Origin of the sequence: Agromyces tardus, assembly GCF_003710805.1 — a bacterium.
In the GTDB taxonomy this organism is placed as follows: domain Bacteria; phylum Actinomycetota; class Actinomycetes; order Actinomycetales; family Microbacteriaceae; genus Agromyces; species Agromyces tardus.
Map to the genome: position 1 here is coordinate 181,448 of NZ_RHHB01000001.1, position 12,974 is coordinate 194,421.

Consider the following 12,974-nt stretch of genomic DNA (forward strand, 5'->3'; position numbering starts at 1 on the left):
GAGCCGACGCGGCCGATGGGCCCGGCCCGGGCCGCCATCCTGCGAGAGAAGGAGCCACCGTGTCGCAGTCCCCGGCGCTCACCGCCGAGCGCCCATCCCTCCCGGCGCCGCCGAAGCGGCGCACGAGCCTGACGAAGCGCAGGCAACGCCGCGCGGCGTACCTGTTCATCCTGCCGTTCTTCGTCGTGTTCACCACGATGCTCGTCGTGCCCCTCGTGTACGCGGGCTACCTGAGCCTCTTCGAGAGCAAGCTCATCGGCGGCGAGGTCTTCGCCGGCTTCGCGAACTACGTGCGCGCCCTGCAGGACTCGGCGTTCCTCGCCAGCATCGGCCGGATGGGCGTGTTCTTCATCATCCAGGTGCCGATCATGCTCGGCATCGCGCTGTTCCTCGCCCTCGCGCTCGACAGCGGGCGGGCACGCGGATCCAAGGGCATCCGCCTGCTCGTGTTCATGCCCTACGCCGTGCCCGCGGTGGTCGCCACGCTCATGTGGGGCTACCTGTACGGGCCGGACTTCGGTCCGATCGCCCAGATCGCGCGCAGCGTCGGCTGGGGGACGCCCGAGTTCCTGACGCCCGAGAACATCCTCGGCTCGATGATGAACATCGTCACGTGGGAGTTCATCGGCTACAACATGATCATCCTGTACGCCGCCCTGCGGTCGATCCCCACCGAGCTCTACGAGGCGGCCGAGCTCGACGGCGCCGGCCAGTTCCGGGTCGCGTGGAGCGTCAAGATCCCCGCGATCCGTCCCGCGATCCTGCTCACGGTGATCTTCTCGGTGATCGGCACGTTCCAGCTGTTCAGCGAGCCGAGCCTGTTGAACGCGATCGCGCCCGACGCGATCACGAACTCGTTCACCCCGAACTACTACGCGTACAACATCGCGTTCATCAACCAGGAGCTGAACTACGCGGCGGCGATCGCCTTCCTCATCGGCATCGTCATCGCCGTCGTGTCCTACATCGTGCAGCTCAGCGCGCAGCAGCGCGAACGACGTGAGAGGGGAATCCGATGACCTCGCTCGACACTCGCGCCGTCGTCACGGCCGATTCGGCGACCGGCGGTCGCCGCGCCAAGCGCCGCTACGCGCCCGAGCGGCGACGCAGCGTGCTGCTCACGGTGATGCTCTGGCTGCTGGTGCTGTACTTCGTGCTGCCGCTGTGGTGGCTCTTCGTGTCGGCGACGAAGGACAACGCCGCGCTGTTCTCGACCTTCGGACTGTGGTTCGGCGGCGACTTCTCGCTCTGGGAGAACCTGCAGACGCTGTTCACGGTGCGCGACGGCATCTTCACGCGCTGGCTGCTCAACACGATCGGGTACTCGGTCGCCTCCGCGGTCGGCGCCACGCTGCTCGCCACGATGGCGGGCTACGCCTTCGCGAAGTACGACTTCCCCGGCAACAAGGCGCTCTTCAGCATCACGCTCGGCGCGATCATGATCCCGCTCACCGCCCTCGCGCTGCCGACCTACCTGCTGTTCTCGTCGGCCGGACTGACCGACACGCCGTGGGCGATCATCATCCCGTCGCTCGTGAGCCCGTTCGGGGTGTACCTCATGCGGGTCTACGCGGCCGACGCGATCCCCAACGACCTCATCGAGGCGGCGCGCGTCGACGGCGCGGGCGAGTTCCGCATCTTCTGGCAGGTGGGCCTGCGCCTGCTCGGCCCGGGCCTCGTCACGGTGTTCCTCTTCACCCTCGTAGGCACGTGGAACAACTACTTCCTGCCGCTCATCATGCTGAACAGCTCCGACCTGTATCCGCTCACGGTCGGGCTCGCGCAGATCCAGGCGGCCGCCTCCGCGGGCGGCGGCTCGCAGGCGCTGTTCTCCACCGTGATCACCGGGTCGTTCGTCACCGTCCTCCCGCTGATCATCGGCTTCCTGTTCCTGCAGCGGTACTGGCAGTCGGGCCTCACCACCGGCGGGGTGAAGGGATGAGCGAGCGGATGCAGCGACGCACACGGAGGTCTCGGCACGCACACGGGACCCGGCTCGGGAAGGGACGATCGTGACGATCTGGTACGGCGGCGACTACAACCCCGAGCAATGGCCGCGCGAGACGTGGGACGAGGACGTGCGCCTCATGCAGCGCGGCGGCATCAGCATCGCCACGGTGGGCGTCTTCTCGTGGGCGCGGCTCGAGCCGCGACCCGGCGAGTACGACTTCGCGTGGCTCGACGAGGTGCTCGACGGCCTGCACGCGGGCGGCATCCGCGTCGACCTGGCCACGGCCACCGCGTCGCCGCCGCCGTGGCTCGCGCGGCTGCATCCCGAGACCCTTCCCGTCACCGAGCACGGCGTGCGACTCGAGGTGGGCAGCCGCCAGCAGTACTGCCCGAGCTCGCCCGTCTACCGCGAGCACGCCCGGCGCCTCGTCGAGCGCGTGGTCGAGCGGTATGCGCAGCATCCGGCCCTCGAGCTCTGGCATGTCAACAACGAGTACGGATGCCACGTCAGCCACTGCTACTGCGAGGTGTCGGCGGCGGCGTTCCGCGCGTGGCTCGCGGCGCGATACGGCTCGGTCGAGGAGCTCAACCGCGCGTGGGGCACCGCGTTCTGGTCGCAGGCGTACGCCTCGTTCGACGAGATCGAGCCGCCGCGGGCGGCGCCGACGTTCCGCAATCCCACCCACCTGCTCGACTTCGACCGGTTCTCGAGCGACGAACTGCTCGCGTGCTACCTGTCGGAGGTCGAGGTCATCCGCGCGGCCTCCCGGGTGCCCATCACGACGAACTTCATGGGCTTCTTCAAGCCCGTCGACTACTGGAAGTGGGCGCCGCACGTCGACATCGTGTCCGACGACACCTACCCCGATCCCGCCGACCCGCTGTCCCCGGCGTACGCGTCGATGGTGCGCGACCTCATGCGGTCGCTCGGCGGCGGTGCGCCGTGGCTGCTCATGGAGCAGTCGCCGAGCGCCGTCAACTGGCGGGCGCAGAACGCGGCGAAGGCGCCCGGGCAGATGCGCGCCTGGTCGTACCAGTCGGTGGCGCGCGGCGCCGACGGGATCCTGTTCTTCCAGTGGCGGCAGTCGAAGGCGGGCTCCGAGAAGTTCCACTCCGGGATGCTGCCGCACGGCGGCACCGACACCCGGGTGTGGCGCGAGATCGAGCAGCTCGGCGGTGAGCTGCAGCGTCTCTCAGGACCGGAGGCCGGCGTCGAGGGGAGCCGCGTGCCATCGAGCGTGGCGATCGCCTTCGACTGGGACAGCTGGTGGGCGATCGAGCAGCCGGCCTCGCCGACGACGGTCTCGTACCTCGAGACGCTGTTCGCGTGGCACCACGCGCTCACGTCGCTCGGGCTCGCGGTCGACTTCGTGCGCGCCGAGGCCGACCTCTCGGCGTATCGGCTCGTGGTCGCGCCGGCGCACTTCGTCGCGACCGACGCGCAGGTGGGCAACCTCGCGGCCTTCGCGGATGCCGGCGGCACGCTCGTCGTGGGCTTCGGCACGGCGATCACCGACGAGCACCTGCACGTGCGGCTCGGCGGCTACCTCGGCGAGCCGCTGCGGCGGGCGCTCGGGGTGTGGATCGAGGAGTTCGCGCCGCCCGCGGCCGCCGACCTGCGGGCGATCGGCGGTGGGGCAGCGCCGGCGGTGGCACTCGACGGCGAGGTGTTCGGCGGGGCCACGACCGGCAGCGTCTGGGCCGAGTTCGTGCGCGTCGAGGAGGCCGAGACGCTCGCGACGTTCGGCGACGGCGCGCTCGCCGGCTGGCCCGCGGTGACCCGGCGCGCCACGGGCCACGGCAGCGCCTGGTACGTCGCCACGCTTCCGGATCCGGGCGCGTTGGGCCGCCTGGCCGAGCGTGCCGCGCGGGAGGCGGGCATCGAACTGCCGTCGCCGGTCGCGAGCGGCGGCCAGGTCGAGGCGGTGCGCCGCGGCGGGTCGGTCTTCGTCATCAACCACGGGGCGGATGACGCGGTGCTGCGCCTCGACGGAACCGATAGGCTCACGGGCGCGGCGGCATCCGGCATGACGCTGCCCCCGCAGGGCGTGGCGGTCATCGCGCTGCCGGTGTCCGACGGCGAGAACGGAGCCTCTGGGTGAGCGATGCGATCGGCGAGACCTGGGCGGGCACGCACCGCTTCCACGCGCGCGACCTGGTGCGAGCCCGCTCGGTCGCCGAGGTGCAGGAGGCGGTGCGCTCGCGCACCGGTCCGGTTCGCGCGCTCGGCACACGGCACTCGTTCAACGACGTCGCCGACACCGCCGGCACGCTCGTCTCGGTCGTCGACGTGCCGCCCGAGCCGCGGTTGTCGGCCACCGGCGACGTCGTCGCCGTGGGCGCCGGCATCCGCTACGGCGAGCTGGCCATCTGGCTCGAGCAGCACGGCCGGGCTCTGCACAACATGGGTTCGCTGCCGCACATCTCGGTGGCCGGCGCGGTCGCGACCGGCACCCACGGCTCGGGCGACCGGCTGCGGCTGCTCGCGGATGCGGTGCGAGCGCTCGAGTTCGTGGACGCGGCGGGCGAGCTGCAGCGCGTCGAGCGCGACGACCCCCGGTTCGGCGGATTCGTCGTGGGGCTCGGCGCCTACGGCATCGTCACGCGCGTCGAGCTCGCCGTCGAGCCGAGCTACCGGATGCGGCAGCGGCTCCACGTGGGCCTCGACTGGGACGTGCTCGCCGATCGGTTCGACGACGTCACCGCGGCGGGCACGAGCGTGAGCCTCTTCACGCACTGGGGTGCGCCCACCGTGGAGCACGTGCTCGTGAAGCAGCGCGTCGACGGGTCGTTCGACGCATCCGTGCTCGACGCCGTTCGCGAGGCCGAGGCGGGGGAGCGGTTCGACCAGGTGAGCTGGACCCCGCAGGACGGCAGCGTCGGGCCGTGGCTGGAGCGCCTGCCGCACTTCCGGCTCGAGGAGACGCCGTCGTTCGGCGACGAGATCCAGTCTGAGTACTTCGTGCCGAGGGCGCACGCGCCGGCGGCGATCGCGGCGGTGCGCGAACTCGCGGCCGACATCGATCCGCACCTGATCATCACCGAGATCCGCACGATCGCGGCCGACGACACCTGGCTCGGCCCGGCGTCGGGGCGCGACACGGTGGCGATCCACTTCACGTGGATGCGGCACGACGACGCCGTGCGCGCCCTGCTGCCGGGCATCGAGGCGGCACTGCATCCGTTCGACGTGCGACCGCACTGGGGCAAGTGGAACGCGTTCGACGACGCCGGCATCGCGGCCGCGTATCCGCGCCTCGCCGACGCCCGCGCGCTCTACCGCGACCTCGACCCCGAGGGCGTCTTCTCGAACGCGTACCTGGAGCGGCTCGGGGTGCGCTGAGACGGTCGCACTGCAGGAGGGCCGAGGGGCCTTGGCATACCTGCCGGGCCGCGGCATCCGACCGGCTCAGGTGACGGATGCCGCGGCGAGGGTGGCTACCGGGCGGCGTCGAGGATGACCTCGGTGACCTCCGCAGGATGGCTCATCATCACGACGTGCGAGCTGTCGATCTCGAGGGTCGTCGCCCCCGCGCGCTCGGCCATGACGCGCTCGGCCTCCGGGGGGATGGTGTGGTCCTGCGATGCCACGACGTACCAGCTCGGAATGGTCTTCCACGCCGGCTCGCCCGACGGGGTGAACAGCGCCTGCAGGGCGGCCGGCCGCTGGGACGCGGCCGGGCCGCTCGCATTGGATCTGCGCCGAGCCCGGCTGGGAGGAGGTCGCCGACTACGCGCTGGACTGGGCGCTCGCGCACGCGACGCCGGCCGCCGTGGTCGCGACCGGGCAGGATCGGGCTACCCGACCGACCGCATGAACGCGCTGAGCTCGTCGGCGATCAGCTGCGGCTCCTCGAACGCGAGGAAGTGGCCGCCGCGGCCGGGCGTGGAGTACTGGCGGATGTCGCTGGCTGCGCGATCGGCGATGGACCGCGGGAACAGGTCCAGCGGCGGCTCGTGGCTGCGGGTGACCGCGACCGGCACCGGGATCGTCGGACGCGGCGCGTTCTGCGGATAGTCCAGGTACTGCCGGAACGAGGTGCCGATCGACTCCGTCGCCCAGTAGAGCGTGAGGATCGTGCAGAGCGTGTCGCGGTCGAAGCGGCGCTCGAGGTCGCCGCCGCAGTCGCTCCAGTCGCGGTACTTGTCGATGATCCACGCGGCGAGTCCCGCGGGGGAGTCGGCGAGGGCGGCCGCGATCGTGTCGGGACGGGTGCTCATGATCCAGCTGTAGCCCGAGTCCCATTCGTCACGCTGCTCCTCGGCGTCGAGGAACGCCTGCTCGGCCGCCGTGATGGGCGACGCGTCGAAGTCGGCGGGGAACGGCCCGTGGATCACGTGCAGGCCGGCGACCTCGTTCGGGTACATGGTGGCGAGCCATCCGGATGCCGCGCCGCCGATGTCGCCCCCGAACGCGAAGTAGCGCTCGTAGCCGAGGGTGTCGGTCATGAAGGTGTGGAACGCCTCGGCGATGGCCGCCCGCGTGAGCGGACCGTCGACGAGGTCGGAGTACAGGAAGCCCGGGAGCGACGGGATGACCACGTCGACGTCGAGCAGGTCGGCGAGCGGCAGCATCTCGAGGAAGCTGCTCGGCCAGCCGTGGGCGAGCAGCACCGGCGGCCGACTCGCGTCGCGGCGCAGGTGCACGAAGTGCTGGCCGCGAGCGCGGAACTGCGGGTAGGCGTTGAGCCGCGCCTCGGCGGCGCGCCAGTCGAAGTCGTTCGCCCAGTACGCCACGAGTTCGCGCAGGTACGCCGGGTCGGTGCCCGCGGTCCAGCCGGGCGCGCTCGGGGTTGTGAACCGGGTGCGCGTGAGCCGCGAGCGAAGGTCGTCGAGCACGTCGTCGGCGACGGAGATGGTGAAGGGATCCATGGCTCGACGCTAGCGAACGGACCTCCACTCGGCCGGGCGCAACCCCCTGATGCCGAGGCGACGTGATCCGTACGATCGGATGATGTTCCTGATCTTCGGCGTGACCCCGCGCGAGCGGGTGCTGACGGTCGTGGCGTTCGTGTGCGAGCACTGCGGAACGCACGCGACCCAGCACGTGATCGAAAGCGCCAGCAGGTTGTCGAGCTTCTTCATCCCACTGCTCGCGCTCTCGCGACGCTACTTCGTCGTCTGCTCGAACTGCGGCGGCACGACGGCCCTGACCAAGGACCAGGCCATGCACGGCGTCGAGTGGGCATCGCACCACCGCGAGGTGAGCTGACCCGCCGGCGGTTCGTCCGGCCGCCGGCTCAGCTCAGTGCGACGAGCAGGCTCAGCACTGCGAGCACGGTCACGACCGGCGTCATCGTGTAGCGTTCGGGCTTGCTCCGGGAGAGGGCGTTCATCACGATGCCGAGCACGAAGTAGCCGAACACGATCCACATTCCCACGATCGAGACCCCATCGGGCACGACGTCGATGAGTCCCGCGCGGTCGAGTGCGAGCACGGCGATCACGGCGTAGATCACGATCGACACGAGGCTGCCGATCCGCAGCCTCGCCGGAAGGACGCGGTGCGCGCCGCCCCACGCGAAGCGGCCGAGCGGCGCGCCGAGCGCGAGCGCGAGCTGGAACACCGCGAGCGCGCAGAGGATGACGGTGAGTGCGATCGCGGCGGCCATCCGCCGAGCCTATCGCCGGCTGGTCCTCACAGGCCCGCCAACAGCGACGGCAGTGCCGTGAACGCGATGAGGAAGGCCGCAGCCACGGTCGCGGCGATGCCGAGCATGGCGAGCGCGGGCACGACGGACCGGAGCCGCACCGCGAGCACCGCGAGGAGGGTCGCTCCGAGCGCGACCACGACCCACCAGTAGGCGGGGCTCGTCGTGTCGCCGATCACGGTGAGGCCGTAGACGCCCTCGCCGACGAGGACGCCGGCGAGCAGTCCCGCGCCGACGACGGCGGGCCAGACCTCGCGACGCACTGCGAACGCGGCCGCGCCGACCACCGGACCGGTGACGGCGCCGATCACCGCCCACGTCACCGGGTCGAATTCGATCCCGCGGATCGCCGAGGTGAACGCGTAGCCGAGGGTGAGGGCGACGAAGGCCGCTGCGCCGCCGAGCGCCGCCTCGGCGTACCCGCGGGCCGACACGTACACGAGCACCGCCGTCGGGATCGCCCATCCCGACGCGGAGTTCGCGAGCGACGCGAACTCGGGCGGCAACAGGAGCTGCCCGTACGACGTCAGTCCGCCGAGGAGGAACGCGGCGACAGCCACGACGGCGACGCGCACGCCCGCGCCGGTCCCACGCCGTTCGCGGTGCAGGCGGTCGGACCCGGAGCGGGCGGCGGTGGGGGCGGTCATGGTTCCATCTTGGAGGGAGCGCACGGCGCGGCCGCCGCGCGGGGGTGCGGAATCATCCGCAGGGATGACGTCCGCACGATCGCTCGAGCCGGCCGGCCGCCGGGACGGCGCCCGGCGACGGCGCCCCGGTACGGCGCCCGCGTGACGGCGCCGCGCTCAGCCCTGCGCAGTCGGGCGGATGATGAGCTCGTTCACGTCGACCGCGGCGGGCTGGTCGATCGCGAACGCGATGGCGTCGGCGATCGCGGATGCCGGGATCGCCAGCTGCTCGGCCGCCGCGCGCGCGGCCGCCTGGGCGTCGGGAGCGCCGCCGCGATCCGTCAGCTCCGACCGCGTGAGTCCGGGGCTCACGACCGTGACGCGGACGTCGCGCTCCTCCTGCCGGAGCCCCTCGGAGAGCGCCGCGACGGCGAACTTCGTCGCGCTGTAGACCGCGGCGGTCGGGTCGGCTCGGTGGCCCGAGACCGAGGAGACGTTCACGATGTGCCCACCGCCCTGGGCCCGCATCTGCGGCAGCACGGCCGCGATGCCGTAGAGCACCCCGCGCAGGTTGACGTCGATCATCCGCTCCCACTCGTCGATGCGCAGGTCGGCGACCGCCGACAGTGCCATGACGCCCGCGTTGTTGACCAGCACGTCGATGCGGCCGTGCTCCGCGATCGCCGCGGCGGCGAAGGCGCGCACGGACTCCAGGTCGGTCACGTCGAGCTCGAGCGGGGTCACGGATGCCCCGTCCGCACGCAGTTCCTCGGCGAGTGCCGTGAGGCGGTCGGTGCGGCGTGCGCCGACGACGACGCGGTGGCCGAGCGCTGCGAGCCGGCGCGCTGTCGCCTCGCCGATGCCGCTGCTGGCTCCGGTGATGAGGATGGTCTTGGGGTGGGTGGTGATGGAGGCGATGCCGGTCATGTCCACCATTCGACCGCCGCGCGATCGAACGGGGAAGGCAGCGCGAGCCGGGGTGCACTGCACCCACCCAGCCCGCCTCGGCCCGAGGCATCCGCGGGTAGTATCCGCAGCATGACCACCGGAGAAGGCGACCTCGGCGCGTTCCTCCGCGCCAATCGCGCGCGGGTGCACCCCGCCGACGTGGGCCTTGCCGGAGGCGTCTCGGGGCGCCGGGTGGCCGGGCTGCGCCGTGAGGAGGTCGCCGTGCTCGCGGGGGTGAGCGCCGACTACTACGCCCGCCTCGAACAGGGCAGGGAGCGCAACCCCTCGCCGCAGGTGTTCGACGCGATCGGGCGTGCCATGCGCCTCAGCGCCGACGCGCGCGGTCACCTGTTCCGGCTCGCGGGGCTGAACCCGCGACTCGTGCCCGACCGTCGCGCCGACCGGGTGCATCCCGCCCTGCTCGAACTGCTCGACGCCTTCCCGGGGGCGGCGGCCTACGTGCTCGGCCCGGCCTTCGACGTGCTCGCCGCCAATGCGATCGCCGACGCGCTGCTCTCGCCGTTCGACCCCGAGCGCAACATGCCGCGCATCCTGTTCACCCACCCCGAGGCCCGGCGCGTGTTCGCCGAGTGGCCGATCGTGGCCGAGTCGACCGTGCACGCGCTGCGGCTGAACGCGGGCCTGTTCCCCGGCGATCAGGCGATCGCCGACCTCGTCGCCGACCTCGACGCGCGCTCCCCGGAGTTCCGCGGACTCTGGGCCGCGCAGGGCGTCGGCGGTCTCGCGCGCGCGTTCAAGGTCTTCGTGCATCCCGAGGCCGGCCGGATCGAGCTGACCTACCAGACCTTCGACGTGCACGACGCCCCCGGCCAGCAGCTGCTCGTCGGCACCCCCGTGCCCGGCAGTCCCAGCGAGCAGGCGCTCACGTTCCTCGCCGCGATGGTCGCTCGGTCCTAGGTGCCGCGCACCGAGGCAGCCACGGTCTTCCTCATCTGCGGGCGCGGGGCCATGGTGGATGCAGCGCCCGAACGGGCCGCGTCCGTCGAAGGGAACGACATGACCGAGATCCTCGAGATCACCACGCTCCGGCCCGCCCCGGGGCTCGCCGTGGCCGACTTCATCGCGGCGAACGACGACATCAACGAATACCTGAAGCGGCAGCCGGGATTCCTGTGGCGCCGCATCGTCGAGCGCGACGACGGCACGATCGTCGACATCGTCGCGTACGACGACCTCGCTCATGCCGAGCGCGGGGCAGCCGGCATCACGGGCGAGATGGCGGGTTCGCCCGTGCACGCGGCCATCGACCACGGCACGGTCGACTGGCAGCTCACCCGCGTGCTGCAGCACGTCGAGTAGCTCGCAGCACGTCGGGGCGATCGCGCGGCCGCGACCTCGTGGATGCCGCGCGGCCGTGGGCCGCAAGCCCTAGGAACCGCCGTCGCGCGTGGCTAGCCTGAACTGGCACGCGGCGGGGCGCGGCATCCGGAGCACCGAGGTGCCGCCGAGCACCGGCGCACCAGCGAAGGGGGACTTGCAGTAATGGACATCACCGACAACGGACCCGAGCCGAAGGCGTTCGACATCGAGGCCGCCACCAAGGAGAACGAGAACTACCGCGTCGTGGCATGGACGGGGAAGTACCTCCAGGTGACGCTCATGTCGATCCCCGTCGGCGAATCGATCGGCCTCGAGGCGCACCCCGAGACCGACCAGTTCCTGCGGCTCGACGCCGGCAGGGGACGGGTGAAGATGGGCCCCGAGAAGGACCGGCTGACGTTCCAGGAGGACGTCGCCGACGGCTGGAGCATCCAGGTGCCCGCCGGCACGTGGCACGACGTCGAGAACACGGGCGACGAGCCGCTGCGCCTCTACACGGTCTATGCCCCCGTGCATCACGCGCCCGGCAAGGTGCAGAAGACGGCGGATGACGCCGAGCGCGACGAGGAGGCGGGCGCCGACGAGCCGCCGTCGTGGGCTGTCGAGCCCGAGGCCGGCCAGCCCGACGAGCACGCCTGAGCGGCGGGGCGGCCGGCAGCAGGCCGGCACGCGCGCCCGCCGGTGACGGCGGGCGCGTTTCGCGCTCCCTCGTGTGAGGGTCGCCTCATCTGAGGCGAGTTCGGCGCGATGTCGTGGCTGAATTCCTCGCGTGTCCTCGGTCGTGATCAAACGCTTGATCGCGCTGATTAAACGCTTGACCATCCCTCGAGCGCGTCGTATGATCGTCCTGATCAAACGCTTAACCAAAGGACATCAGCGACGATGCGACACGCAGTCTTCTTCCAGCCCGCCGGCGCGTGGGTCGGCGACGTCATCCCCTGGCAGGAGGACGGCGTCTTCCACCTGTTCTACCTGCACGAGCAGCGCCGCTCGCCGAAGCCGGGCACGCCGTGGCATCTCGTCACCACCCGCGACCTCGTGCACTTCGACGATGAAGGCCTCGCATTCGCCGCGGGGGAGGCGGACGCATCCGACTTCAACGCCTACACAGGCAGCATCGTGCGCGATTCCACCGGGGCGCACCACCTCTTCTACACCGGCCAGAACCCGCGTCGACTCGGTGACGACGGCCTTCCCCTCCAGCTGGTGATGCACGCGACGAGCACCGACGGCATGACGACCTGGCAGCGGCACCCCGAGCACACCTTCGGCGCACCCGACGGCTACGAGTCGGCGGACTGGCGTGACCCGTTCGTCTTTCGCGACGATGAGGCCGGGCTCTGGCGCATGCTCATCGCAGCACGGCACGTCGACGGGCCGGAACGTCGCCGTGGCGTCATCGCCCAGTGCGTCTCGCGCGACCTCGCCACGTGGGAACCGGCCGAGCCGTTCTGGGATCCCCGTCGCTACATCACGCACGAGTGCCCCGAGGTGTTCCAGTGGGGCGACTGGTGGTACCTCGTCTCGTCCGAATTCTCCGAGTCGTTCACCACGCGGTACCGGATGTCGCGAAGCCTCCACGGACCATGGCAGGTACCGACGCACGACTCGATCGACGGGCGCGCCTACTACGCGGCGAAGTCGGCCGAGCGCGATGGTCGCCGGTTCTTCTTCGGCTGGATCGCGAGCCGCGACGGCGGCCGCGACGACGGAGCCTGGCGGTGGGCCGGCACGCTCTCGGTGCTCGAGGCGAGGCAGAACGCCGATGGCACGCTCGCGTTCGGCTTCCCCGCCGAGTCCACAGGCAGCTTCACCGCTGACGAGGCCGTCGCGTTCGACAGTGCCGACAGCGCCGAGCCGGCGCCGGTCGTCGGGGCGCCCATCCCGCTCCGCGCACCCGACGGCTATCGGGCGGTCGTGTCGCGAGACGATTTGCCTGATGCCTTCCACGCAGCGGTGACCTTCGACATCGCACCCGGCACGACCGAGTGCGGCATCCTCCTGCGTGCCAGCGCCGATGGCGACGAGGGCTACATCCTCCGCCTCGAGCCGAAGCGCGGTCGCATGGTCTTCGACCGCTGGCCGCGACCGCGCACCGGTGACGGGCAGTGGGAGGTCTCGGGCGATGTGCCGTATGTCATCGAGCTCGAGCGCTCATGCGATCTCCCGCCCGGCCGGCACACGGTCGAGCTCATCGTCGACGGCGACCTCTGCGTCGCGAACCTCGACGGCAGCGTCAGCCTCAGCACCCGGCTATACGACCGCCCGACCGGTCGGCTGGGACTGTTCGTCGGCGAAGGGGCCGCGATCGTGAACGGATGCCGCGTACGCACCCGTCGCGAGCCGGAACCCGTCGCCGACCCGGTCGGATCCGGGGCGCTCGCCGCGGCATCCGCCACGACCTGAACACCGCACCACCAGACAACTGAACACATTTCCCCTCACACCCGCTTCAATC

The 12,974-nt window shown here is 71.3% G+C and carries 13 protein-coding genes and 1 pseudogene; 9 read left to right on the forward strand and 5 right to left on the reverse strand.

Translation table 11 applies throughout. The features are described 5' to 3' along the window. Positions 1-59: 59 nt before the first annotated feature. The 4 genes from EDM22_RS00785 (at position 60) to EDM22_RS00800 (ending at position 5,293) form a co-directional block, all read left to right on the forward strand. Positions 60-1,019 carry a carbohydrate ABC transporter permease gene (locus EDM22_RS00785; RefSeq protein WP_245989068.1) on the forward strand — a complete coding sequence of 320 codons (960 nt, stop codon included), beginning with the start codon at positions 60-62 and terminating at the stop codon, positions 1,017-1,019. Continuing rightward, entirely contained in the window at positions 1,016-1,942 is a 927-nt protein-coding gene (locus EDM22_RS00790) for a carbohydrate ABC transporter permease (RefSeq protein WP_122935122.1), read from the forward strand. Before EDM22_RS00785 ends, EDM22_RS00790 begins: the two co-directional genes overlap by 4 nt. 70 nt (positions 1,943-2,012) lie before the next feature. Continuing rightward, a complete protein-coding gene (locus EDM22_RS00795) occupies positions 2,013-4,052 on the forward strand; it encodes a beta-galactosidase (RefSeq protein ID WP_342768484.1) in 2,040 nt (679 codons plus the stop codon). Further along, positions 4,049-5,293: an FAD-binding protein gene (locus EDM22_RS00800; RefSeq protein ID WP_122935124.1), complete on the forward strand. Its 1,245-nt coding sequence runs from the start codon at positions 4,049-4,051 to the stop codon at positions 5,291-5,293. The genes EDM22_RS00795 and EDM22_RS00800 overlap by 4 nt, the downstream gene beginning before the upstream one ends. Before the next feature lie 95 nt (positions 5,294-5,388). On the opposite strand, the pseudogene EDM22_RS00805 reads toward EDM22_RS00800, so the two are convergent. Then, positions 5,389-5,661, reverse strand: a pseudogene (locus EDM22_RS00805) (alpha/beta fold hydrolase); the annotation flags it as partial. Positions 5,662-5,748: 87 nt separating this feature from the next. After that, the gene (locus EDM22_RS00810) at positions 5,749-6,822 is read right to left on the reverse strand and encodes an epoxide hydrolase family protein (protein ID WP_122935125.1); all 1,074 of its coding nucleotides are present in this window, start codon (positions 6,820-6,822) and stop codon (positions 5,749-5,751) included. Positions 6,823-6,904: 82 nt separating this feature from the next. Between EDM22_RS00810 and EDM22_RS00815 the strand changes: the two genes are divergently transcribed. Further along, positions 6,905-7,162 carry a zinc-ribbon domain-containing protein gene (locus EDM22_RS00815; RefSeq protein WP_170963950.1) on the forward strand — a complete coding sequence of 86 codons (258 nt, stop codon included), beginning with the start codon at positions 6,905-6,907 and terminating at the stop codon, positions 7,160-7,162. Between the two features lie 28 nt (positions 7,163-7,190). Here EDM22_RS00815 and EDM22_RS00820 read toward each other — a convergent pair whose 3' ends face one another. The 3 genes from EDM22_RS00820 to EDM22_RS00830 form a co-directional block, all read right to left on the reverse strand. Next, entirely contained in the window at positions 7,191-7,562 is a 372-nt protein-coding gene (locus tag EDM22_RS00820; RefSeq protein ID WP_122935127.1) for a hypothetical protein, read from the reverse strand. A gap of 26 nt (positions 7,563-7,588) precedes the next feature. Next, the gene (locus EDM22_RS19375; protein ID WP_170963951.1) at positions 7,589-8,248 is read right to left on the reverse strand and encodes a DUF6518 family protein; all 660 of its coding nucleotides are present in this window, start codon (positions 8,246-8,248) and stop codon (positions 7,589-7,591) included. A gap of 156 nt (positions 8,249-8,404) precedes the next feature. Further along, positions 8,405-9,154, reverse strand: coding sequence for an SDR family oxidoreductase (locus EDM22_RS00830; RefSeq protein WP_122935339.1), 750 nt, complete (start codon positions 9,152-9,154; stop codon positions 8,405-8,407). Between the two features lie 111 nt (positions 9,155-9,265). On the opposite strand from EDM22_RS00830, the gene EDM22_RS00835 reads away from it, so the two are divergent. The 4 genes from EDM22_RS00835 (at position 9,266) to EDM22_RS00850 (ending at position 12,922) form a co-directional block, all read left to right on the forward strand. Then, on the forward strand, positions 9,266-10,093 hold the full coding sequence (locus EDM22_RS00835) for a helix-turn-helix transcriptional regulator (protein WP_122935128.1): 828 nt from the start codon (positions 9,266-9,268) through the stop codon (positions 10,091-10,093). Between the two features lie 99 nt (positions 10,094-10,192). Continuing rightward, on the forward strand, positions 10,193-10,495 hold the full coding sequence (locus EDM22_RS00840; protein WP_122935340.1) for a hypothetical protein: 303 nt from the start codon (positions 10,193-10,195) through the stop codon (positions 10,493-10,495). Positions 10,496-10,678: 183 nt separating this feature from the next. After that, positions 10,679-11,155: a cupin domain-containing protein gene (locus EDM22_RS00845; RefSeq protein WP_122935129.1), complete on the forward strand. Its 477-nt coding sequence runs from the start codon at positions 10,679-10,681 to the stop codon at positions 11,153-11,155. Between the two features lie 243 nt (positions 11,156-11,398). Then, positions 11,399-12,922, forward strand: a complete 1,524-nt coding sequence (locus EDM22_RS00850) for a glycoside hydrolase family 32 protein (protein ID WP_122935130.1) — start codon at positions 11,399-11,401, stop codon at positions 12,920-12,922. The last annotated feature ends 52 nt before the right edge of the window (positions 12,923-12,974 follow it).